Consider the following 24,751-nt stretch of genomic DNA (forward strand, 5'->3'; position numbering starts at 1 on the left):
CGGTAAAGATGACCTCTTCTCCTGGCGCGCCCGAATTCGCGGACTCCTATCTGGTCGAAGTGCTGACCGAGTTCGGTCTCGCGCTGAAGTACGTCCGTGCCCGCGGAAACACCCTGTACTACCTGGCCGACGACGGCACCGAGGTCGGGGTCTTCGACGCGGCCAGTGGATTCGGCTCCCTCATGTTCGGCCACAACAACCCGGAAATCGTCGAGCACGCGAAATGGCTGCTCGACCAGCAGACCCCCGTGCACGCGCAGTTCTCCGGCTATTCCTTCGCGCTCAACCTGGCCGCTGAGCTCAATGCCGTCATCCGTCGCGAGTTGCAGACCGACGACAAATTCTTCGCCCTTTTCGGTAACTCCGGTGCCGAGGCCGTCGAAATCAGCATCAAGCACGCCGAAATGGACCGCGGGGCGCGCATCGCCGAGCTGAAGGCGGAGATCGACACGCACGTGGAGCAGGCGCGCACCGCCGTCGCCGACGGTGCGCGGCTCTCCGCCGACGCGGCCGCCCTGGTGGGCGGTGCCGACTTCGACCTGCTGGCTGCCGAGGTGGCCCGACGCAACGCGCAGACCGAGGCCCGCCCGCCGCTGTTCCTCGCCCTGGAGGGCGGCTTCCACGGCAAGCTGGTCAGCAGCGTCCAGCTCACCCACAACGCCGAGTTCCGGGGCCCGTTCAAGGCGCTCGCCGCGCAGGCCCGGTTCATCCCCCGTGACCGTCCCGAGCTGATCGCCAAGGTCGTCGAGGACGAACGGGCCACCCTGCTCGACGTCACGGTGCAGGACGGCGTGGTCGACCTGGTCGAGCGCGACTTCCCGGTGTTCGCCGCCTTCCTGATCGAGCCGATCATGGGTGAGGCGGGCATCTTCCCGCTGTCCGCACAGTTGGCCGGCGCGCTGCGCGAGGCGTGCGACACGATCGGCGTACCGCTGATCTCCGACGAGATCCAGTCCGGGATGGGCCGCTCCGGCACCTTCCTCGCCGGCACCCAGATCGGCCTGAAGCCCGACTACATCATCCTGGCCAAGGCCCTCGGCGGTGGGGTGGCCAAGCTCGGCGTCGTCCTGGTCAACGAACACCGCTACCGCAAGGACATCGAGCTGATCCACACCTCCACCTACGGCCGGGACGGCTTCTCCAGCCGACTGGCGCTGAAGGTGCTGCAGATGCTGGAGGCCGAGGACGGCAAGGCGTACCAGTTGGCCGCCGAACGGGGCGCCAAGGCCAAGGCCATGATGGAGGCGATCAAGGCCGACTACCCCGATGTCGTCAGGGAGGTGCGCGGCGTCGGCCTGATGCTCGGCTTCGAGCTGCACGACCAGTCCAACTCGTCGTCACCGGAGATCCGCGAGGCCGTCGAGCACGAGGCACTCGCCTTCATCATCGGCGGCCACCTGCTGCGCAAGCACCAGATCCGGATCTTCTCCACCGCCAGCAACCTGGAGACGATGCGCTTCGAGCCGTCGATCTACCTGTCCGACGAGGAGATCGCGCGGGTGGACGCCGGCTTCCGCGACATCTGCCAGATCCTGCGCGACCAGGACGCGAGCCGGTTCGAATGACCAGCCGGCTGAGCATCCCGGTCATCGACACGGCCGGACGTGACATCCACGGCGAGGGCGAGCGCCTGCGTGCGCTCGGCCGGGCCGTCCAGGTGCTGCTGCCCGGCGACGTGACGGCGTGGTGGGTCACCGACCATGCGCTGATCAAGCAGCTGCTCACCGACGACCGGGTCTCCCGGGACACCTACCAGCACTGGCCGGCCTGGGGTGGCGGCGAGAGCGAGCTGGCCCGTACCTGGTCACTGGCGATGTGGGTGGCCGACCGCAACATGATCACCGCCTACGGCGCCGACCACAAACGCCTGCGCAAGCTGGTGGCCCGGGCGTTCACCGCGCGCCGCACCGAGGCGATGCGCCCGCGCATCGAGGCGGTCACCGCCGACCTGCTGGCCGACCTGGGCCGCACGCCCGCCGGCCAGGTGGTCGACCTGCGGGAACGGTTCGCCTACCCGCTGCCGGTCGAGGTGATCTCCGCGCTGCTGGGCATCCCCGACGAGATCCGCGGCCCGCTGCTGCGCACCGTGCACGAGATCATGGACACCGCCGCCACGCCCGAGCAGGCCAAGGCCAACGAGGTCGAGCTCTACCGGCTGCTGCACGAGCTGGTCGAGATCAAACGCCGCCAACCCGGCGACGACGTCACCACCGGCCTGATCCAGGCACACGACGAGGACGGCGGTGGGCTCAGCGAACGCGAGCTGGTGGACACCGTGCTGCTGATGTTCACCGCCGGCCACGAGACGACGGTGAACCTGCTCGACCAGACCATCGTCCTGCTGCTCAGCCATCCCGAGCAACTCGACGCCCTGCGTCGCGGCGACCTGGACTGGGCGGACGTGATCGAGGAATCGCTGCGCCTGCAGACCCCGTTTCCCAACCTGCCGCTGCGGTACGCGGTCACCGACATCGACCTCGGTGACGCCGTCATCGCCCAGGGCGACCCGATCGTCATCGCCTTCGGCGCGGGCAACCGCGACCCCGGTGTGTACGGCGACACCGCCGCGCAGTTCGACCCGTTGCGGCCCACCCGCCGCGACCATCTGGCATTCGGCTACGGCGTGCATCGCTGTCTGGGCGCGCCGCTGGCCCGGCTGGAAGCAGCGATCGGCCTGTCCGCCCTGTTCGACCGGTTCCCGGACCTGCGCCTGGCGCAACCGGTGGACCAACTGCGGCCGCTGGGCTCGTTCATCTCCAACGGTCACGAGACGTTGCCCGCACTGCTGACCCGAGACGAAGGAGACCCCCGATGAGCGAGGTGCTGGACGCGGTCCGCAACATCGTGCCGAGGCTGCGCGAGAACGGCCTGGAATCCGAGGAACGGCGCTGGATCCTCGACGAGAACACCGAACTGCTCGACAAGGCCGGCGTGTTCCGGCTGGCCGTGCCGAAGCGCTTCGGCGGCCTCGACGCGCCGCTGCCCGAGCAGGTCGCCGTGCTCACCGAGATCGCCCGCGGCTGCGGTTCCACCGCCTGGGCCGCCGTGGCGTGGGTGTCCACCGCCTGGATGGCCACCCTCTACCCGGACCAGACGCAGGAGGAGATCTTCGCCGGCGGCTCGGTACGCATCTCCGGCGGCTTCACCCCGACCGCGAAGGCGGTCCCGACCGACGGCGGCTACCTGCTCAACGGCTCGTGGCGGTTCAACTCCGGCTGTCGGGGCGCCCACTGGGACCTGCTCGCCGCGATCCTCGAAGAGCCCGACGGCACCGAGACCGAGGTGTTCGCGATGGTGCCGATGTCCGACCTGAGCATCGCCGACGACTGGCACGTCTCCGCGGCCGCCGCCACCGGCTCGTCGACCACCACCGCCCGGGATCTGTTCGTACCCGCGCACCGCGTCGTGACCGGTGAGGTGGCGCTGACCACCGGCGCCCCCGGCCGTACGCCCACCGCGCCGGGCCGCTCCTACAGCCTGATCAGCTACGTGGTGGCCGAGTCGGCGGCCGCCTACATCGGGATGGCCAAGGCGGCGCTGGAGCTGTTCCTGGAGCGGCTGCCCGGACGGGGCCTGGCCTACACGTCCTGGACCGACCAGCGGCAGCACCCGCTGATCCAGCATCGGGTCGCGCTGGCCGCCAACAAGATCACCGCCGCCGAGACGCTGTCCGCGTCCTACGTGGACATGCTGCAACGCCGCGCCGACGCCGGCGAGGACCCCACCTGGGCGGAAAAGGCCGCTGTCCGCGGCCAGGCCGGCACGGCGATCCAGCTGGTCAAGGAGGCCGTGCAGGACCTGCACACCATCGCCGGGGCCTCCGCGCTGAGCAAGTTCGCGCCGTTCCAGCGCTTCCACCGCGACCTGCTCGGCCTCACCACACACGGCCTCATGTCCCCGGACATGAGTCTGGAGGTGCACGGACGGGTCCTCGTCGGACTCGACCCGGACACACCCTTCCTGTAAATCCAACCCACCAAATCCCACAGGGGACGACACGAATGAGCAACACCACATTGTCCGGACGGCCGCTCACCCGGCGCGGCGTCCTGACCGCGGTCACGGCGGCCGCCGCCGCGCACACCATCCTGCGTCCATCGCAGGCCTCGGCGACCCGGAGACGCCACGCGTACGACGTCATCGTGGTCGGCGCCGGCTTCGCCGGCATCACCGCGGCACGGGACCTGCGGCGCAAGGGACTGCGCGTGCTGATCCTGGAAGCACGCAACCGCATCGGCGGACGCACCTGGACCAGCACGTTCCAGGGCGAACAGGTCGAGATGGGTGGCGTCTGGGTCGACCCGATGCAGACCCACGTGTGGCAGGAGATCGAGGACCAGGGCATCGGCCTCGTCGCCGACCCGGCGGCCGACCGGACACTGTTCCCGACCGCCACCGGCTTCGGCTACTTCAGCCCCGAGGAGGCGTTCGGCCGACAGGGTGAGCTGCTCACCCAGTTCTGCGAACAGGCACCGCAGGTGTTCTCCGACCCGACGGACCCGATGGCCCAGGCCGACGTGCTGCGCCTCGTCGACTCGTACAGCATCCGCGACCGGCTCAACGCCATGGGCCTGAGCACCCTGGACGAGAAGTGGCTCTCCGGGGCCACCGGCGGGCTCGGCGGGGGATCCGACCGCGGCGCGTACACGCAGTTCCTGCACTGGTGGGCGCTGTGCAACTACAACGCCGAGCAGTACTACGGCATCAACACCTACCGACCGGCCGGTGGCATGACCGGACTCGCCCAGGCCATCCTGACCGAGGCGGCCGCCGACCTGCGACTCAACTCGCCGGTGCGGTCCATCACCGACAACGGCCGCGAGGTGACCGTCCGCACCAGGGCCGGCATGTCGTACACCGCCTCCTCGGTCGTGGTCGCGGTCCCGGTGAACGTCTGGAACACCATCGATTTCGCGCCGGGCCTCAGCCTGCAACGGCGGCGCGCCTCCAGCGAGACCTTCGGTGTACCCGGCGCGCAGAAGCTGTGGCTGCGGCTGCGTACCTCGCTCGGCAACACCTACGTGCACACCCCCGACGGATACCCGGTGGACACCCTGGTGCCGATCAAGCAGTTCGCGGACAGCCAGCTGATGGTCGGGTTCAGCAACGACCGTCGGCTCAACGTCAACAACGTGGCCCAGGTCGAGCAGGCCGTACGGCTGGTCGTGCCGGACGCGAGGGTGCTGGCCGTCAAGGGCCAGAACTGGGGCGCCGACCCGTACGCGCGCGGCGGGTGGTCCTTCCGTCGGCCCGGCCAGCTGACCGGGCTGCTCGACGCGATCCAACGCCCGCAGGGCCGGATCTCGTTCGCCACCAGCGACATCGCCAGCGGGTGGAGCGGCTACGTGGAAGGGGCGATCGAGTCCGGACTGCGGGCGGCCGAACAGGTGACGCACTACGCGTTCAGGTGACCGGATCCCGGCCGGTCCCGCCCGTGCCAACCGCATCGCGAGGAGGAACAGTGGAATTCGACTACGTGGTGGTGGGGGCGGGATCGGCCGGGTGCGCGGTGGCCGCCCGGCTGTCCGAGGATCCGACCGTCACCGTGGCGCTGCTGGAAGCCGGCGGCCCCGACGACCATCCGGACATCCGGGTCCCGCTGGGCGCCCTGGAGCTGATCGGGTCCGAGCTCGACTGGGACTTCGGCACCCTGCCCCAGCCACACCTGGGCGGCCGGGAGGTGCGCTGGCCGCGCGGCCGGGTGCTGGGCGGCTCGTCGGCGACCAACTTCCAGATGTGGGTGCCCGGTCACGCCGAGGACTTCACGTCGTGGCCGCCGTCCTGGTCGTGGGAGCAGGTCCGGCCCTGGTTCCGCCGGGCCGAGCACTGGGCGGGCCCCGCCGAGGACAGGGGAGCGCTGGGCACCGGCGGCCCGTTGTGGATCTCACCCCAGCGAGACCCGGACGCCAGCAGCCTGCGTTTCCTGCAGGCGTGCGCCGAGGTCGGGCTCGCGCCGGTCGACGGCGCGCTGGCCGGTCCGGACAACCGTGGGTACGCGCTGACCCCGGTCACCCAGCGCGACGGCGCCCGGTGGAGCAGCGCGGACGGGTACCTCCGGCCGGCCCTGCACCGCCCCAACCTGACCGTGCTCACCGGCGCCCAGGCGCACCGGGTGCTGATCGACGACGGCCACCGCGCCACAGGCGTACGACTGGCCGACCGGACCGTCACCGCCCGCCGCGAGGTCGTGCTCAGCGCCGGGACGGTCGGCTCGCCGCACCTGCTGCTGCTCTCCGGCATCGGCGACCCGGACGACCTGCACGCGGCCGGGGTGCGCCCACAGGTGGAGCTGCCCGCCGTCGGGCGCGGCCTGCACGACCACATGATCCTCGATCTGGCGGTCCGGGCCGATGACGCGACCCGCTTCCTGCAGGACGGCCGGGAACGCTACCAACGCGATCGCATGGGCCCGCTGACCTCCAACATCGGCGAGGCGGTGGCGTTGCTGCGGGCCGACGGCGCGGCGGGCGCACCGGACGTGGAGCTGATCTGGTCCCCGATGGCGTTCGACGACACCGGCACCCCGATCCCCGGCTACACCCTCGGCGTCGTGCTGCTGCGCCCCCGCAGCCGGGGCCGGCTCACCCTGGGCAGCGCCGACCCGCACACCCCGCCGCGCATCGACCCGGGTTACCTCACCGACGACGCCGACCTGCAGACCTTCGTGGCGGGCGTCCGGTTCGCCGAACGGATCCTCGACTCCGCGGCCCTGCGCACCCTGCACCAGGGGCCGGTGGTGCCGTGGCCGGCCGACGGCACGGTGGCCGAGTACGTCCGGCAGCGGGCGCAGACGGTGTTCCACCCGGTCGGCAGTTGCCGCTTCGGTGACGTGGTCGACGCCGACCTGCGGGTGCACGGCGTGACCGGGCTGCGGGTGGCCGACGCGTCGGTGATCCCCGAGGCGCCGCGTGGTCACACCCACGCCCACGCCGTGATGATCGGTGAGCGCGCCGCGGACCTGATCCGCGCGTCCGGGGTGTCGCACCCGGCAGCGCAGGAGGTCGTCGACGAGCGTCCCGTGGCTGCTCGGTAACCGCATGGAACGCTGCGTGAGAGGTTGATTACCGAAGATTCGAATTGATGCCGTTGAATGTGTTGTGGTGCGCCGAACGTACCGATCCCCACCCGGAAGTGAGGACACGATGACCCAGACCGACGTGAGCAACCTGAGCCTGGAACTGACCGACGACCCGGAGACCCAGAACGCGGTCTTCCTGGCCGCGTTCAACTCCGGCCGAGGGGACCTGTTCGACCTGCTCTACCGTTCGGACGCGATCTCCAACCTGTCCGGCCAACCACTCACCGGCGCGGCCCGCACCGAGGCGATCACCAAGCTGCTGGCCACCGGCCCCAAACTGCACTCGGTGGTGCGCGACTCCGTCGTGGCCGGCGACACCTCGCTCATCATCGTCGGCTTCGAGCTGGAGGTGACCGCCGCCGACGGCACCCGGCAACGGATCACCGGCCGCTGCACCGACGTGCTGGTCCGTGAACCCGACGGCAAGTGGATTATGGCGGTGGACCGCCCGGTGGCCGAGCACACCGAGACCCTCGGCGCCTGAGGCCGCAGCGGCTTGCGTCCCGCCGTCGGTCGGGACGTGGGCCGCGTCACCACGGCGGGAAGGACCGCACATGGATACGGCCACCAACGCATCCCTGGTCGGCGCTGCCCAGATGCGCTCGACGATGTCTCAGTTCGCCACCGGCGTCGTGGTTCTCACCGTCGGCGGCGACCACCTGCACGGCATGACCGCCAACGCCTTCAGCTCGGTGTCGCTGGAACCACCCATGGTGCTGTGCTGCGTCGGCAAGAACGCGGTGATGCACCGGGCGATCACCGGGTCCGGCCACTTCGCGGCCTCCGTGCTCCGGGCCGGGCACGAGCCGTACGCCCGGCACTTCGCCAGCCGCGACCGACCGCTGGGCAGCGCACAGTTCGCGGTGGGCGACTGGATGCCCGGGGCACTCACCGGCGCGCCGCTGCTCACCGACAGTCTGGCCTGGGTCGAGTGCGCGTTGGCCGACGTGTACGAGGCCGGGGACCACTCGGTCTTCCTGGGCAGGGTCATCGGCTCCGGCCACCGCTCCGGCGCCGGACTGCTGTTCTTCGACGGCGCGTTCCACCCCACGACGACCTGGCCACCCAGCACCGACGCCGGCCCGACGGACAGCATCTGACAACCCTGCCGACCCACGGCCCCCGGAAGGCGCACAGCCGCACCGGGACCCGGCCGAAGCACCCGAACACCAACAGGCGGACAGCGACGCCTGCCGCGTGACGCCCCCGACCGTCGGCCTTCAAGACCACGACCAGGTCTTGAAGGCCGACGTCACGGTCTGGACGGCCGACGTCACGGTGTTGACGGCCGACGTCACGCAGAACCGAAACTCACCGACAGCCTCCGAGAACGTCCACGGGCGCCTTCTCCGCGTGTCGGCACCGCCCGGTGGGCCCCACGACGACGGCCGCCGATCGCGATGATCGGCGGCCGCCACCCCGGCTGATGTGGAGGAGATCAGCCGGTCAACAAAGTCGGGTCGTTGGCGCGGATCAGCGCGCACACGTCGGTCAGCCCGGTCACCAGGCGGGCAATCGCCTCGTCGGTCACCGCGAGGGACGGCTGGAAACGCAGCGTGTGCGGCGCGCTGGCGGTCGGGAACACCCGGATCCGGTGCGCCCGCAGCAGCCGCCCCGCGACCATGTAGCCGAAGAGGCCGTTGCGAGCGAAGTCACGCACCACCCCGGCCGGCGCGTCGGTCTGGTCACGGAACTCCAGACCCTGCATCAGGCCCCGACCCCGTACCTCGGCCACCACGTCCGCGTTGGCCTCGGCCGCCCCGTCCAGGGCCGCCCGCAACGCGTCGCCGCGTTCCCGCACGGTCCGGTACGCCTGCCCACCGTCCGCCTCCAGCAGGTCGACGACGGCCAGTCCGATATGACACGACAGCGCGTCCTTGGCGAACGTGGAGCTGTGCACCAGCTCGAACTCGGGCTGGTAGCGGCTGTCCCGCACCAGCAGCACGGCGTTTTTCACAAGCCCGCCGCCGATGCTCTTGGCCAGCAGCACGTAGTCGCCGAGCAGCCCGGCCTGTGCGCCGGCGAAGAAGGTGCCGGTGCGGCCCACACCGGTCTGGATCTCGTCCACCACCACGGGGAACCCGCCGGCCTCGGCGGCCTCGCGGATCTCGGCCGCCAGCGCCGCGTCCAGCGGCCGGATGCCGCCCTCGCCCTGCACCGGCTCGGCGAAGAACGCGGCGATCACCGGCAGGTCCCGCTCGACGAGCCGGACAGCGCCGTCGCCGGACTCCAGGTCGAACACCGTGACCCGCTCGGCCTCGACCGCCTTGGCCACCGCCCCCGGCCGGTCCACCGGCACGAACCGGGCCGGTGCGGCAAGCGTCCGGAACGGCAACCGGTAGGCCGGATTGTGGGTGAGCTGCACGCTGGCCGCGAGCTTGCCGTGGAAGGAGTTCTCCAGGGTCAGGAACACCGGTCCGCGAGCCAGCTGGGCCGTGTTGTGCTGCCGGACCGCGGCGATCAGCCCGTCCACGCCGGTGAACGCACCCAGTCGGGCGGTGGCCGCGTCGCCGGGCAGGCCGGCCCCGGCCGCCGCGGCCGCCCGGGCATCGTCCAGGTGCGTGTCGATCTCGGCGATCAGCGCGGCGACCCGCTGACCGCGTTCCATCTCGGCGTGCTTGAGCGCGCACTCGGCCGCCTCGGCCCCGGTGTTGGCGAAGATCGCCCGGTAGGGCTCCGCGATACCGAACTCGCGGTGCAGCACCCGGTTCAGCGCGGCAGCCAGGTCGTTGGCGTACGGGTGCCGGGAGAACTGCGCGTGCACCGGGACCCGGCGCTCCAGCAGATCGTGCAGCAGCCGGGTAAGGGTCGGATGGTGGTGACCGAAGATCAGCGACCCGTACCCCCCGACGAAGTCGTCGACGGCCACCTCGGCGCCGGTGTCGTCGACGAAGTAGAGGGTGTCACCGCTGGCCCGGGAGTAGGGCACGGCCAGGCCCAACTGGTCGAGTAGTCCGCCGAGGTGCGCCTCGGCCAGCTCGGGGAACTCGGTGGTCACGGCGGCCACCTCAGACACTGTCGCCGAAGGCGTTGTCGACCGCGTAGCGCCACTTGCCGTCCGCACCCCGGCGCAGGACGTCCAGCCCCGTCCCGGTCAGGTGCGTGGTGCCGCCCGCGCCGTCCGGCTGATCGATGCTCCAGTCCACCACGAGCAGCGCGGCGTCGCCGGCCACGTACGACTCGCGCAGCTCGGCGCGCATCGACGGGCGGGACGCGACGAACTCGCGGACCGCGTCGACGTGCTCCTGGCCGCGCAGCGGCTTGCCCGGTTCCCAGATGGTCACCGCGTCGTCGGTGTAGAAGCTGAGCACCGTCTCCGCGTCGCCGGAGTTCATCGCGCTCACGTACCGGGCGGTCACCTCTCGGGCGTCGTCGGCCAGATGGGTGTCGTCCACTGAGGAGGTCATGCGTACACACCTGCCTTTCGGTAGTTGGGCACAACATAGAAGCCATGGGTGACTGTGCAGTCACTCAGCGGTAATCGTCATCCCATCGACGGTCATCGAGAGAGTCGAGCGACTGGAGCGTGACTGGACGCTGACGTTCCGTCGCCGATCCATTGATAGAAACGGATCGACCGCCGACTGCGGTTCCCAGGGGAAGCGACGAAGGGCAACCGAACGCGATGACCCACGACACGCACGCCGACGCCCCGACCACCGACACAGCCGGCGACACCGCGGTGGCCGTGGTCGGACTCTCCTGCCGCCTGCCCGGCGCGACGGACCCGGAGGCGTTCTGGGAACTGCTGGCCCAGGGCCGCGACGCCGTCACCGACGCACCCGCCGACCGCCGACCCTCCGGCGACGAGCACACCCCGGGCGCCCTGCGCGGCGGATTCCTGGACCGGCCCGGCGACTTCGACGCCGGCTTCTTCGGCATCTCCCCGCGCGAGGCCGCAGCCACCGACCCCCAGCAGCGGCTCGTCCTGGAACTGGTCTGGGAAGCCCTGGAGGACGCGGGCATCGTCCCCGCCGACCTGGCCGGCACACCGACCGCCGTCTACGTGGGGGCACTGCGCGACGACTGGGCCGGCCTGATCCACCGCGCCGGACCGGACGCGGTCACCGGGCACACCAACACCGGCACCCACCGCGCGCTCATCGCCAACCGCGTCTCGTACGCGCTGGATCTGCGCGGCCCCAGCATGGTCGTCGACACCGCCCAGTCGTCGTCACTGGTCGCCGTGCACCTGGCCGCCGAGGCCGTCCGCGCCGGCACCGTCCCGCTGGCCATCGCGGCCGGGGTCAACCTCAACCTGCTCGCCGACGGCGTGCAAACCGCGCAACGTTTCGGAGGACTGTCCCCGGACGGCCGTTGCCACACCTTCGACGAACGCGCCAACGGCTACGTCCGCGGCGAGGGCGCGGCCGTCGTGGTCCTCAAACCCCTGACGCAGGCTCACGCCGACGGCGACGACGTCCTCGCCGTCCTGCACGGCAGCGCGGTCAACAACGACGGCGCCACCCCCGGCCTGACCGTGCCCAGCGCTGACGCCCAGCAGCGGATGCTGACCCGGGCGCACACCGCCGCCGGCATCGACGCCGCCGACGTGCAGTACGTGGAACTGCACGGCACCGGCACCCCCGTCGGCGACCCGATCGAGGCCGCCGCGCTCGGCGCCGTCTTCGCCGCCGGCCGCGACCCGGCCGACCCGCTCCTGGTGGGCTCGGTGAAAACCAACATCGGCCACCTCGAAGGCGCCGCCGGCATCGCCGGCCTGGTCAAGGCCGTGCTGAGCATCCGCCACCGGATGCTGCCGCCCAGCCTGCACTTCGCCCGACCCCACCCGGCCATCCCGCTGTCCGAGTTGCGGCTGCGGGTCGCCACCGCGCACGGCCCGTGGCCGCACCCCGACCGGCCGCTGATCGCCGGGGTGAGCAGCTTCGGCATGGGCGGCACCAACTGCCACGTGGTGATCGGCGAGCCACCACCGTCGCCGGCGCCCACCCCGACCGAACCCGTGCCGGCCGGCCCCGCGCTGGTCACACTCTCCGCCCGGACCGCGCCGGCCCTGCGCGAGCAGGCCACCCGGTTGCTCGGGCACACCGGCCGCCACCCCGCCACCCCGCTGGCCGGCCTCGCGCACGCGCTGGCCACCTCCCGGACCGCCTTCCGGCACCGGGCCGCGGTGTGGGCCGACGACCACACCGAGCTGACCGCCGCCCTCACCGCCCTGGCCGACGGCACGCCCTCGGCCCACCTGGTCACCGGCGAGACCGCCACCCACCCCGGCGTCGGAGTGCTGTTCACCGGCCAGGGCGCGCAACGTATCGGGATGGGCCTCGGGCTGCGCACCGCATTCCCCGCGTACGCCGCAGCCTTCGACGAGGTCTGCGCACACCTCGACCCGCTGCTGCCCCGCCCGCTGGCCGACATCATCGGCACCGGTGACGGGCTCGACGGCACCGACCTGGCCCAGCCCGCGCTGTTCGCCGTCGAGGTCGCCGCGTACCGCCTGATCGAGTCCTGGGGCGTCACCACCGCCCGGCTGCTCGGCCACTCCATCGGTGAGATCGCCGCAGCCCATGTCGCCGGGGTGTTGTCGCTGCCCGACGCCTGCACCATGGTCGCCGCCCGCGGCGCACTGATGCGCGATCTGCCCGCCGGGGGCGCCATGATCGCCGTGGACGCCCCGCCGGACGGACTGCGCCCGTTCGTCGACGCCGCCCCGGACCGGCTGGCCGTGGCCGCGGTCAACGGTGTGCGGGCCACGGTGCTCTCCGGCGCCGGCGCGGAGATCGACGCGGCCGCCCAGGCCCTGCGCGCCGCCGGGCACCGGGTCAAGCGGCTCACCGTCAGCCACGCCTTCCACTCACCGCTGATGGAACCGATGCTGCCCGCCTTCCGCCAGGTCGTCGCCGGGCTCACCCTGCGACCGCCGCGCCTGCCGGTGGTCTCCACCCGCACCGGCGCCCTGGCCGCGGACGCCCTGACCACCGTGGACCACTGGGTCGCCCAGGTCCGCGAACCCGTGCTGTTCGCCGCGGCCGTCCGCGCCGCCGCCGACGCCGCGCCCACGATGATCGAGGCCGGCCCGGACGGCGTCTGCGCGGCCCTGGTTTCCGGCTGCGGACTCGACGACGGCACCGTCGTCGCGGTGCCGCTGCTGCGCGCCGGCACCGACGAGAACCGGTCGGCGCGCACCGCCCTGGCCCGGCTGCACGTGCGCGGTGTCCACACCGACCCGGCGGTCTGGGCGCCGCCGGTCGGACGGCGGACGCGGCTGCCCACGTACGCCTTCCAGCGGCAGGACTTCGGCACCGGCCCGGCCGCCACGCCCGCGCGCACACCCACCCCGGCCGCACCGCCCACCCCGGCCGCACCGCCCATCCCGACGGCAGTGCCCATCCCGACGGCAGGGCCCACCGAAACGCCGCGGATCGACACGTCGGCGCTGGTGGCCGCGCACGTCGCGGCGGTCCTCGGCGTGCCCGACCCCGACCTGGTCGACCGTCAGGCCACCTTCCGCGACCTCGGCGTCGACTCGCTGATGGCCGTCGAACTACGCGACGCGTTGGCCGCCGCGACCGGCACCACGCTTCCCACCGGCCTGCTGTTCGACCACCCCACCCCGGACGCCCTCGCCGCCCACCTCGCCGGCCGCACCCCCGCCGCCACGGGCACCGACGCCACGGCCGCCGCCGGCGAGCCGATCGCCATCGTCGGCATGGCCTGCCGCTACCCGGGCGGGGCCGACACCCCGGACGCGCTGTGGCAGCTGGTCGTCGACGAACGCGACGCCGTCGGACCGTTCCCCACCGACCGTGGCTGGCCCGCCACCCTGTTCCACCCCGACCCCGACCACCCCGGCACCAGCTACGTGCGCGAGGGCGGCTTCCTGCCCGACGCCGCCGCGTTCGACCCCGCCTTCTTCGGCATCTCGCCCCGCGAGGCGCTGGCCATGGACCCGCAACAGCGGCTGCTGCTGCTCACCGCCTGGGAAGCCCTGGAACGCGCCGGCATCGACCCGGAAACCCTGCGCGGCAGCCGCACCGGAGTGTTCGTCGGCGGCACCGGCGGCGACTACGGGCCCCGCATGCACGACGGCGGCACCGCCGGCGAGGGACACATCCTCACCGGCACCACACCCAGCGTGATGTCCGGGCGCATCGCCTACCACCTCGGCCTGGCCGGCCCGGCGCTCACCGTGGACACCGCCTGCTCGTCCTCGCTGGTCGCCCTGCACCTGGCCGTCCGGTCGCTGCGCAGCGGAGAGTCCACGACCGCGCTGGCCGGCGGCGTCACCGTGCTCGCCACCCCCGGCATGTTCCTGGAGTTCTCCCGCCAACGCGGCCTCGCCCCCGACGCCCGATGCAAGTCGTTCGCCGCCGCAGCCGACGGCACCGCCTGGGCCGAGGGCGCCGGCCTGCTGGTCCTGCAACGACTCAGCGACGCCCGCCGCGCCGGACGCCCCGTGCTGGCCGTCATCCGCGGCTCCGCAGTCAACTCCGACGGCGCCTCCAACGGACTGACCGCCCCCAGCGGCCTGGCCCAGCGCCAGGTCATCCACACCGCACTGGCCGACGCCGCACTGGCCCCGCACGACGTCGACGCCATCGAAGCACACGGCACCGGCACCGCCCTCGGCGACCCGATCGAGGCCGAGGCGCTCGCCGCCGCCTACGGGCCTGGCCGCGAGCGTCCACTGTGGCTGGGCTCGCTGAAGTCGAACATCGGCCACACACAGGCCGCCGCCGGGGTCGCCGGCGTCATCAAGCTGGTGCAGGCCATGCGCTCCGGCACCCTGCCACGCACCCTGCACGTGGACGCGCCGACCCCCCGGGTCGACTGGGCGGCCGGCCCGCTGCGCCTGCTCACCGAGGCCCGCCCGTGGCCGACCGACGCCACCCGCCGGGCCGCCGTCTCCTCGTTCGGCATCAGCGGCACCAACGCCCACCTGATCCTGGAACAGGCACCCGGCGACCCGGACCCGCAACCACCCGCCGAGGTGCCCGTACCCTGGCTGATCAGCGCCCGCGACCCGGACGCTGTCGTCCGGCAGGCCGGCCGGCTGCACGCCGCACTGACCGCCGGCGACGCCCCCCACCCCGCCGCCGTGGCCCGGACGCTGGCCGGCCGGACCCGGTTCCCCCACCGCGCCGCGGTCGTCGCCCGCACCCACGCCGACCTGCTCGCCGGCCTGACCAGCCTGGCCACCGGCACGGACGACGCCCGGGTGGTCCGTGGCCTCGCCGACAGGCCCGCCCGTGTCGCGTTCGTCTTCGCCGGCCAGGGCGCCCAACGGCCCGGGATGGGCGCCGAGCTGGCCGACGCCTTCCCCGTCTTCGCCGCCGCGCTGCACGAGGTGGCCGCCGCCCTGGACCCGCACCTGGACCGCGCGTTGGCCGACGTGCTCAGCGCCGAGGACGTGCACCGCACCCGGTGCGCCCAGCCGGCGCTGTTCGCCGTCGAGGTCGCCCTGGCCCGGTTGCTGGCCCACCACGGCCTGCGACCGGATCTGGTCGCCGGTCACTCGGTCGGCGAGGTGGCCGCCGCGCACGTGGCCGGGGCACTGACCCTGCCCGAGGCGGCCGCCCTGGTCGCCGCCCGAGGCCGGCTGATGGACCGGGCCCGCTCCGGCGGGGCGATGCTGGCGGTGCAGGCCAGCGAACAGGAGGTGCAGGCCACACTGGCCGCGTACCCGCAACTGAGCCTGGCCGCGGTCAACGGACCGATGTCGGTGGTGCTCTCCGGTGACCCCGACCCGATCGTGGAAGCGGCCGCACACTGGGCCGTCAAGGGCCGGCGCACCCGGCGGCTGCGCGTCAGCCATGCCTTCCACAGCGCCCACATGGACGAGATCCTCACCGAGTTCGCCGAGGTGGCCGCAGCCCGCGAGGTCACCGACCCGCAGGTGCCGTTCGTCTCCACCGCGACCGGGGACCGGCTGCCCGGCGACCGGCTGGCCGACCCCGCCTACTGGACCGGCCAGCTGCGCGGGACGGTCCGGTTCGCCGACGCGGTGACCAGCCTGCGCACCCTCGGAGCCACCGTCTTCGTCGAGGTGGGACCGGACGCCGCGCTGGTCCCGGCGATCCTGGAGACGCTGGGCGACGCCAACGCCACCGTGATCTCCACCGGTCGCGCCGGCCGCCCGGAACCGGAGACCGCCATCCTGGCCGTGGCCGCCGCACACACCGCGGGCGCCCCGCTCGACCCCGCCTCGATCGGCGTCGGATCACCGCCGGCGGAACTGCCCACGTACCCGTTCCACCTGGACCGCTACTGGCTTGCCCCACGCACCTCGGCCGACCCGGCCGCACACCCGCTGCTGCACACCACGGTGGACCTGGCCGACCGGGCCGGCCTGGTCCTCGCCGGGGAACTGTCCCGGTCGGACCTGCCGTGGCTGGCCGACCACGTGATCAACGGCGCCGCGCTGGTGCCCGCCACCGCGTTGCTGGAGATGGCCCGGGTGGCCGGCGAACGGGTCGACGCGACCCGGGTGGACGAGCTGACCCTGGCCGCCCCGCTCGCCGTCCCCGCCCAGGGCACCCTGCAGGTCCAGGTCAGCGTGGACGAGCCGGACCCCGACGGCGGTCGCCGCTTCACCGTGCACGCCCGGGCCGACAGCGGCGCGGCCCCGCAGGACTGGCGACGCTGCGTCACCGGCCGACTCGTCCCGAGCACCGCCGCCGACACCGGGCCGGTGGACGCGCCGTGGCCGCCGCCGGGTGCGGTCGAGGAGCCCATCGCTGACCTCTACCCCCGGCTCGCCGAGGCCGGCTACGACTATCGCGGCGACTTCACCGCGGTCCGCCGGTTGTGGCGGGTCGGCGACGAGGTCTGCGCCGACCTGGAACTGCCCAGCGACGCCGACCCCGCCCGCTACCGCATCCACCCGGCGTTGCTCGACGCCGCCCTGCACCCGGTCGTGCTGCAGGCCGCATCCCGCACCGCCCCGGGCCGCATCCGGCTGCCCTTCACCGTCACCGGCGCCGATCTGACCGGCACACCCGGCCACGCCCTGCGGGCCCGGATCACCCCGGCTGGCCCCGACACGGTGACCGTCACCCTCACCGACGCCACCGGCCGCCCGGCCGGCCGGATCGAGGGGCTCACCCTGCGCGAGGTGGACATCCGCGACCTGGCCGCCGCCACCGGCGGCACCGGCGGGCTCTGGACACTCGGCTGGCAGCCGCTGCCCGCCCCGTCCCGCCCGGCCGATCCCCGCGAGGTGCTCACCCTGGACGGTGACGACCCGCTGACCGCCGTCCGCACCGCCCTGCACGCGGTACGCGAACGGCTCACCGGCCCACTCACCGTGGTGACCCGCCACGCGGTCAGTACCCCCGGCGACCCCGCCCCCGATCCGGCCGGCGCGGCCGTCTGGGGCCTGCTGCGCAGCGTCCAGGCCGAACATCCGGACGTCACCCTGGTCGACCTCGGCGACGGTGCCGGCCCGGAGGCGGTGGCCGCCGCGGTCGCCACCGGCGAACCGCAGGTCGCCGTGCGCGGCGGCACACTGCTGGCACCCCGCCTCGGCCCGGCGCCCGCCGCCGGGGACGCACCGGTGATCGACCCCGCCGGCACGGTCCTGATCACCGGCGGCACCGGCGGGCTGGGCCGGCTGATCGCCGAGCACCTGGTCACCACGTACGGGGTGCGTCACCTCGTCCTGGTCAGCCGACGCGGCCCGGACGCCCCGGACGCCGCCGCGGCCACCGCCACGCTGCGCGAGACCGGTGCCGAGGTCCGCGTGGTGGCCGCCGACGTCACCGACCGCGACGTCGTCGCCGCCGTGCTGGCCGCCATCCCGGCCGCGCACCCGCTGACCGCGATCGTGCACGCCGCCGGAGTGGTCGACGACGCCACCGTGGCCACCCTCACCGACGAGCAACTGGACCGGGTGTGGCGAGTCAAGGTGGACGCTGCCCAGCACCTGCACGACCTGACGGCCGACCAACCGCTGACCGCGTTCGTGCTGTTCTCCTCGATCGCCGGGGTGCTGGGCACGGCCGGGCAGGCCGGGTACGCGGCAGCCAACTGCGCCCTCGACGCCCTGGCCGCGCACCGGCACGCCGCCGGGCTGCCCGCCACCTCACTGGCCTGGGGCCTGTGGGACACCACCACCGGGATGGGCGCGGCGCTGCGGGACACCGACATCGCCCGCTGGGCCCGGCTCGGCATCGAACCGCTGACCCCCGCGCACGGCCTCGCCCTGTTCGACCGGGCACTGCGCTCACCCGAACCGGTCCTCGTGCCGGTGGCCCTGGAACCGGCCCGGCTGCGCACCGACGACCCGCTGCCGGCACCCCTGCGCGCGCTGGCACCGGCCCGCCCGCGCCGGATCGCCGCGCCCCCGAGCGGCGACTGGGCGGCGCACGCCGCCAGGCTCGACGAATCGCAACGGCATGCGTACGCGCTGGACACCGTCCGGACCGCCGCCGCCGCGGTGCTCGGCCACGACAGCCCGGCCGGTGTGATGCCGGAGGTGCCGTTCCGCGACGCCGGCTTCGACTCGCTGACCGGAGTCGACCTGCGCAACCGCCTCACCGCCCTCACCGGCCTGCCGCTGCCGGCGACGCTGGTGTTCGACCACCCGACCCCGGCCGCAATCGCCGAATATCTGGTCGCAACGGTCAACGGTCCCGCCGCCGAGCAGACCGTGGCTCCGGTCGTGGTGGCTGATGAGGATCCGGTGGTGATCGTCGGGATGGGGTGTCGTTTCCCGGGGGGTGTCACGTCACCGGAGGAGTTGTGGGACCTGGTGGTGGGGGAGCGGGATGCTGTCGGCCTGTTCCCGGAGAACCGGGGTTGGCCTGCTGATCTGGTGGATCCGGATCCGGAGGCGGTGGGTAAGTCGTATGCGGGTGAGGGTGGGTTCCTGTATGACGCGGATCTGTTTGATGCGGAGTTCTTCGGGATGTCGCCGCGGGAGGCGTTGGCGACTGATCCGCAGCAGCGGTTGTTGTTGGAGGTGGCGTGGGAGACGTTCGAGCAGGCGGGGATCGACCCACGGTCGTTGCGGGGTAGTGACACAGGTGTCTTCTGCGGCGTCATGTACCACGACTACGCCGCCCGGGCCGCCCGCCCACCGGCCGACCTGGAGGGCTACCTGCTCGTCGGCAACACCGCCAGCGCCGTCTCCGGCCGCCTCGCCTACGTGTACGGCCTCAACGGTCCGACCCTGACCGTCGACACCGCCTGCTCGTCCTCCCTGGTCGCCCTGCACCTGGCCGCCACCGCCCTACGCCGCGGGGAATGCTCCGCCGCCCTGGTCGGCGGGGTCACGGTGATGGCGTCGCCCACGGCATTCGTCGAGTTCTCCCGCCAACGCGCCCTGGCAACCGACGGCCGGTGCCGGTCGTTCGCCGCCGACGCCACCGGCACCGGCTGGTCCGAAGGCGCCGGCCTGCTGCTGCTCGAACGCCTGTCGGTGGCCCGGGCCAAGGGCCACCAGATCCTCGCCGTGGTATCCGGCAGCGCAGTCAACTCCGACGGCGCCTCCAACGGCATGACCGCCCCCAACGGCCCCGCCCAGGAGCGGGTGATCCGTACCGCGTTGGGCACCGCCGGCCTGTCGGCATCCGATGTGGACGTGGTGGAGGCCCATGGCACCGGTACGTCGTTGGGTGACCCGATCGAGGCGCAGGCGGTGTTGGCGACGTACGGGTCCCGTACCGGTGGTGTGCCGGTGTTGTTGGGGTCGTTGAAGTCGAACATCGGTCATGCCCAGGCGGCTGCGGGTGTGGGTGGTGTGATCAAGATGGTGCAGGCGATACGGGCAGGAGTGGCACCCCGCTCACTGCACTGTGAAGTGCCGTCGCCGATGGTGAACTGGGATTCCGGTGCGGTGCAGCTGCTGTCGTCCCGGCAGGACTGGCCCGACACCGGCCGCCCCCGCCGCGCCGCGGTGTCGTCCTTCGGAATCAGCGGCACCAACGCCCACGTCATCCTCGAACAAGCCCCGGCCGCCGACATCGAGCCGGCCGCCGGCACCGAAGCGGGCAGCCCGGTCGCCTGGGTGGTGTCCGGGCACAACCCCGCCGCCCTGAGCGACCAGGCCCGCGCGCTGCACGACCTGGTCACCGGCCCTCAACGCCCGGACCCGACCAGCGTCGCGGTTGCCCTGACCCGCCGCACCGTCCTGCACCGCTGGGCCGTGGTCACCGGCACCGACCCGGACACCCGCGCCGCTGCCCTCGCAGCCCTGGCCACCGGCGGATCCGCACCCGGCCTGACACACGGCCCGGCCGGTCCGCGCGGCCGGCTCGCGTTCCTGTTCACCGGGCAGGGCAGCCAACGCATCGGCATGGGCCGCACCCTGTACGACCGGTCGGCACCGTACCGCCGCGCCCTCGACGACGTGTGCGCCCACCTCGACGGGCACCTCGACCAGCCACTGCGCGACATCCTGTTCGCCGACCCGGACAGCGCCGACGCAGCCCTGCTCGGCCAGACCGTGTTCACCCAGGCCGCGCTGTTCGCCACCGAGGTCGCCCTCTACCGGCATGTGGAGGCCTGCGGGGTACGACCCGACACCGTCCTCGGCCACTCTGTCGGCGGGATCACCGCCGCGCACGTCGCCGGCGTGTTCGACCTGGCCGACGCCGCCCGGCTGATCGCCGCCCGCGGCCACGCCATGCAGGCCGCCCGCGACGACGGCGCGATGATCGCGCTGGACGCCACCGAAGACGAGGTCCGCGACTGGCTGGCCGGCCGCACCGACCTGACCGTGGCCGCAGTCAACGCCCCCCGATCCACAGTCGTCGCCGGGGACCGCGCCGCCGCCCAGGACACCGTCGAACACTGGCGATCCCGCGGCCGGCGGGCCACCGCGTTGCCGGTCAGCCACGCCTTCCACTCACACCACATGGACGGTGTGCTCGACGAGTTCCGCCGGGCGATCGACGGACTCACCTTCCGCGAACCCGTGCTCACCGTCGTCTCCGACACCACCGGCGACCCGGCTACCGCCAGCGAACTGGGCAGCGCCGACTACTGGGTACGGCACGTGCGGCGGCCGGTGCGATTCGCCGACGCGGTCCGCACCCTGCACCGTACGGGCGTCACCGACCTGGTCGAGATCGGCCCCGACGCCGTGCTGACCGGACTGGCCGCAGCCACGCTGGGCGACCCGCCCGGCCTCGTCGTCCCGATGCTGCGTGCCGGCCGCGACGAGCCGGAGACCGTGCTCACCGCGCTGGCCCTGCTGCACGGACGGGGCGTGCCGGTGGACTGGGAACGGGTGCACCCCGGCACCCGCCCGGTGCCGCTGCCCACCTACCGGTTCCGGCGCCGCCGCTACTGGCTGGACGCCCGTGCCGCCGGCCCGGCCGCAGCCGGACAGCACGACACCGCCCACCCGCTGCTCGGCGCGGCCGTCGATGTGGCCGGCTCGGACACCGCCGTGCTGACCGGTCGACTCGATGCGGCCGGCGGCGCCTGGCTGGCCGAGCACCGCCCCGGCGACGTCCCGCTGGTGCCCGGCAGCGCCCTGACCGACCTGGTGCTGCGGGCCGGCGCGCAGGTCGCCTGCCACCAGCTGGCCGAGCTGACCCTGAGCACCCCGCTGCCGTTCGACGGACGCGAACCGGTCGCCGTGCAGGTGGTGGCCGACGCCCCGGCCGACGACGGCAGCCGCACGGTCGCCGTGTACGCCCGCCCCGCCGGCGCCGCCGCCGGGCACCCGTGGACCCGGCACGCCGACGGCCTGCTCACCCCCGCACCGACGCCCGCCCCACCGTCCGGCCCGTGGCCACCGCAGGACGCCGAACCGGTCGCGCTCGACGACGTCTACGACCGGCTCGCCGGCCTCGGCTACCACTACGGACCGGCGTTCCGCCGGATGACCCGGCTGTGGCGCCGCCCCGGCGAACGGTACGTCGAGGTCACCCTCGCCGAGGACCAACTGCCCGAGGCCGCCGGCTACGCCCTGCACCCCGCGCTGCTCGACGCCGCGCTGCACCCGCTGCTGCCCCTGGTGGCCGCGGCACCGGACGAGGTGGGCGCCGAGGTGCTGCCGTTCGCGTTCACCGGGGTACGCCTGCACGCCAGCGGCGCGTCCACGCTGCGGGTCACCCTCACCGTCCACGAAACCGGCGAGGACGGCACGGTGGTGTCGCTGAGCGCCACCGACCCGGCCGGCGGTCCGGTACTGACCGTGGAGCGGCTGCGGTTGCTGCCCCGCGCCGCCGGCCCGGCCGCTGTCCCGGACGGGCTGCACCGGCTCACCTGGCGTCCGGTGCCCGCCCCGAACGGCGCGACGGTGGACGCGGCGACGCTCGGCCTGCCGGATGCCACCGGGCTTCCCACGTACGCCACGGTCGGCGACCTGCCCGCCACCGCTGCGGTGTTCGTGGCCGCCCCGGACGGCGACCCTGCCGCCACCCCACCGCAAAGGGTACGACAGAGCCTGACCGCCACCCTCGACCTGCTGCGCCGCTGGCTGGCCGACGACACCCGCGCGGAACTGGTGCTGGTGACCCGGCATGCGGTCGCGACCACCACCGACGCCGACCCCGACCCGGTCCAGGCCGCGGTGTGGGGCCTCGTCCGGTCCGCTCAGGCCGAACAGCCGGGCCGCTTCCGGCTGGTCGACGTGGACGCCACCGACCCCTCCTGGGCGGCCCTCGCCGCCGTCGCCGCCACCACCGAACCGCAGACGGCGATCCGGGCCGGTCAGCTGCTGGCACCCCGCCTGGCCCCGGTCACCCGGGCCGGCACCGAAGCCCGGCCGGACCTGTCCGGCGGACCGGTGCTCGTCACCGGGGCCACCGGCACGCTGGGCGCGGTCCTGGCCCGACACCTGGTCACCGCGTACGGCGCCACCGACCTGGTGCTGCTCAGCCGCCGCGGACCAGCCGCCCCCGACGCCGACCGGCTCGCCGAAGAACTGACCGGCCTCGGCGCTGCCGTACGCACCCTCGCCTGCGACGTCAGCGACCGTGCCGCCCTCGCCGCCGTGCTCGACGGACTCGACCGGCCACCCGCCGCCGTCGCCCACGTCGCCGGCACCACCCGTGACCGCACCATCACCGCGCTCACCGGCGACGACCTCGACCATGTGCTGGCACCCAAGGTGGACGCCGCCTGGCACCTGCACGAGCTGACCGCCGACCGGCCCCCGGCACTGTTCCTGCTGTACTCCTCGGTGGCCGGCACCCTCGGCACCGCCGGACAGGGCAACTACGCCGCCGCCAACGCCTTCCTCGACGCGCTGGCACAGCACCGCCGCGCGGCCGGACTGCCCGCCGTCTCCCTCGGCTGGGGCCTGTGGGCACAGAACAGCGCCCTGTCCGGGCACCTGTCCGACACCGACCGGCAGCGGGTGGCCCGGCTGGGACTGCGGCCACTTGCCGACGAGGAAGCGATGCGACTGTTCGACGCCGCACTCACCGACGGCGGACCGGCGTTCGCCGTCACCCGCTTCGACGTCCGCCGCCTCACCGACCCGCCGGCCGTGCTGCGCGACCTGGCCGTGCCCGCCCTGCCGGCGGCCTCCGCGGACGTCGCCGCCGACCGGCCCGCCCTCGCCGCACAACTGGCCGGCCGCTCACCGGAACAACGACGCGACCTGCTCACCGGTCTGGTACGGGCGCAGGTCGCCGGCGTGCTCGGCCGCAGCGACCCGGACGGCATCGACCTGGACCGCGCCCTGACCGACCTCGGGTTCGACTCGCTCACCGCGGTCGAGCTGCGTAACCGGCTCGGTACGGCGACCGGGCACCGGCTGCCCGCGACGCTGGCGTTCGACCACCCGACCCCGGCCGCGTTGGTCGGCTACCTGGACGACCTGATGGCCGACAGCCCACCCGACGACGGCGTGCACGCCGAACTCGACCGGCTGGAGGCACTCCTGCGCGACGGCGGACCCGGCGACGGCACGATCGCCGACCGGCTGCGGCAGCTGCTCACCCTGGCGGCCCCCGATTCCCCAGCCACCGTTGACCTTGACACAGCCAGTGACGAAGCGCTGTTCGCGCTGATCGACGACCTCGACTGAGCGGGAGACGACCGTGGCCGACGAGCAGAAGTTGCGCGACTACCTCAAGCGCGCCATCGCCGACTCACAGGACCTGCGGGCCCGGCTGCGGGCCGCCGAGGACCAGGATCGGGAGCCGATCGCGGTGGTCGGCATGGGCTGCCGCTACCCGGGCGGCGTCACCTCACCGGACGAGCTGTGGGATCTGGTGCTGGCCGAGCGCGACGCGGTCGGTCCGTTCCCGGAGAACCGGGGCTGGCCGGCCGACCTGGTCGACCCGGACCCCGAAGCGGTGGGCAAGTCGTACGCGGGTGAAGGCGGCTTCCTGTACGACGCCGACCAGTTCGACGCGGACTTCTTCGGCATCTCGCCGCGCGAGGCCGAAGCCATCGACCCACAGCAGCGGTTGCTGCTGGAAGTGGCATGGGAAACCGCCGAGAACGCCGGCATCGACCCGGAGTCGCTGCGTGGCACCGACACCGGCGTCTTCCTCGGCAGCATGTACCACGACTACGGTGCCCGGCCGCGGCTGCCCGGCGAGGCCGAGGGCTACCTGTTCAGCGGCAGCGCGGGCAGCATCGCGTCGGGTCGCCTGGCGTACGTGTTCGGGCTGGAGGGCCCGACCCTGACCGTCGACACCGCCTGCTCGTCGTCGCTGGTCGCCCTGCATCTGGCGGTCAGCGCTCTGCGTCGGGGCGAGTGCTCCGCCGCCCTGGTCGGCGGGGTGACGGTGATGGCCACCC

The 24,751-nt window shown here is 73.4% G+C and carries 11 protein-coding genes; 9 read left to right on the forward strand and 2 right to left on the reverse strand.

The window, feature by feature from the left end:
* Positions 1-8: 8 nt before the first annotated feature.
* From EG812_RS26735 to EG812_RS26765, 7 genes are all read left to right on the forward strand, one after another.
* On the forward strand, positions 9-1,565 hold the full coding sequence (locus EG812_RS26735) for an aspartate aminotransferase family protein (RefSeq protein WP_043720529.1): 1,557 nt from the start codon (positions 9-11) through the stop codon (positions 1,563-1,565).
* Positions 1,562-2,815, forward strand: coding sequence for a cytochrome P450 family protein (locus tag EG812_RS26740; protein ID WP_126713204.1), 1,254 nt, complete (start codon positions 1,562-1,564; stop codon positions 2,813-2,815). Before EG812_RS26735 ends, EG812_RS26740 begins: the two co-directional genes overlap by 4 nt.
* Positions 2,812-3,966: an acyl-CoA dehydrogenase family protein gene (locus EG812_RS26745; protein WP_126713205.1), complete on the forward strand. Its 1,155-nt coding sequence runs from the start codon at positions 2,812-2,814 to the stop codon at positions 3,964-3,966. Before EG812_RS26740 ends, EG812_RS26745 begins: the two co-directional genes overlap by 4 nt.
* Before the next feature lie 35 nt (positions 3,967-4,001).
* Complete coding sequence (locus tag EG812_RS26750) at positions 4,002-5,411, forward strand: flavin monoamine oxidase family protein (protein WP_126713206.1); 1,410 nt, start codon at positions 4,002-4,004, stop codon at positions 5,409-5,411.
* A 50-nt stretch (positions 5,412-5,461) separates the two neighbouring features.
* Positions 5,462-7,033: a GMC family oxidoreductase gene (locus EG812_RS26755; protein WP_126713207.1), complete on the forward strand. Its 1,572-nt coding sequence runs from the start codon at positions 5,462-5,464 to the stop codon at positions 7,031-7,033.
* A gap of 109 nt (positions 7,034-7,142) precedes the next feature.
* Positions 7,143-7,562 (forward strand): YybH family protein, encoded by a 420-nt coding sequence (locus tag EG812_RS26760; RefSeq protein WP_013733172.1) that lies wholly within the window; start codon positions 7,143-7,145, stop codon positions 7,560-7,562.
* A gap of 70 nt (positions 7,563-7,632) precedes the next feature.
* Positions 7,633-8,178: a flavin reductase family protein gene (locus EG812_RS26765; RefSeq protein WP_013733173.1), complete on the forward strand. Its 546-nt coding sequence runs from the start codon at positions 7,633-7,635 to the stop codon at positions 8,176-8,178.
* A gap of 338 nt (positions 8,179-8,516) precedes the next feature.
* Here EG812_RS26765 and EG812_RS26770 read toward each other — a convergent pair whose 3' ends face one another.
* Positions 8,517-10,076, reverse strand: a complete 1,560-nt coding sequence (locus EG812_RS26770; protein WP_126713208.1) for an aspartate aminotransferase family protein — start codon at positions 10,074-10,076, stop codon at positions 8,517-8,519.
* Positions 10,077-10,086: 10 nt separating this feature from the next.
* Positions 10,087-10,485: a YybH family protein gene (locus tag EG812_RS26775; protein ID WP_043720534.1), complete on the reverse strand. Its 399-nt coding sequence runs from the start codon at positions 10,483-10,485 to the stop codon at positions 10,087-10,089.
* Between the two features lie 218 nt (positions 10,486-10,703).
* Between EG812_RS26775 and EG812_RS26780 the strand changes: the two genes are divergently transcribed.
* Together EG812_RS26780 and EG812_RS26785 are read left to right on the forward strand one after the other, a co-directional pair.
* Positions 10,704-24,029 (forward strand): type I polyketide synthase, encoded by a 13,326-nt coding sequence (locus tag EG812_RS26780; RefSeq protein WP_126713209.1) that lies wholly within the window; start codon positions 10,704-10,706, stop codon positions 24,027-24,029.
* 13 nt (positions 24,030-24,042) lie between these two features.
* A partial coding sequence (locus EG812_RS26785) for a beta-ketoacyl synthase N-terminal-like domain-containing protein (protein ID WP_199743963.1) occupies positions 24,043-24,751 on the forward strand: 709 nt, incomplete at its 3' end.

The sequence above is a fragment of the Verrucosispora sp. FIM060022 genome, assembly GCF_003977705.1.
Lineage (GTDB): Bacteria > Actinomycetota > Actinomycetes > Mycobacteriales > Micromonosporaceae > Micromonospora > Micromonospora gifhornensis.

What these genes read in the sequence shown, in the direction of transcription:
- EG812_RS26735 (WP_043720529.1), top strand. Translation starts at nt 9, where the DNA reads ATGACCTCTTCTCCTGGCGCGCCCGAATTCGCGGACTCCTATCTGGTC.
- EG812_RS26740 (WP_126713204.1), top strand. Translation starts at nt 1,562, where the DNA reads ATGACCAGCCGGCTGAGCATCCCGGTCATCGACACGGCCGGACGTGAC.
- EG812_RS26745 (WP_126713205.1), top strand. Translation starts at nt 2,812, where the DNA reads ATGAGCGAGGTGCTGGACGCGGTCCGCAACATCGTGCCGAGGCTGCGC.
- EG812_RS26750 (WP_126713206.1), top strand. Translation starts at nt 4,002, where the DNA reads ATGAGCAACACCACATTGTCCGGACGGCCGCTCACCCGGCGCGGCGTC.
- EG812_RS26760 (WP_013733172.1), top strand. Translation starts at nt 7,143, where the DNA reads ATGACCCAGACCGACGTGAGCAACCTGAGCCTGGAACTGACCGACGAC.
- EG812_RS26765 (WP_013733173.1), top strand. Translation starts at nt 7,633, where the DNA reads ATGGATACGGCCACCAACGCATCCCTGGTCGGCGCTGCCCAGATGCGC.
- EG812_RS26775 (WP_043720534.1), bottom strand. Translation starts at nt 10,485, where the DNA reads ATGACCTCCTCAGTGGACGACACCCATCTGGCCGACGACGCCCGAGAG.
- EG812_RS26780 (WP_126713209.1), top strand. Translation starts at nt 10,704, where the DNA reads ATGACCCACGACACGCACGCCGACGCCCCGACCACCGACACAGCCGGC.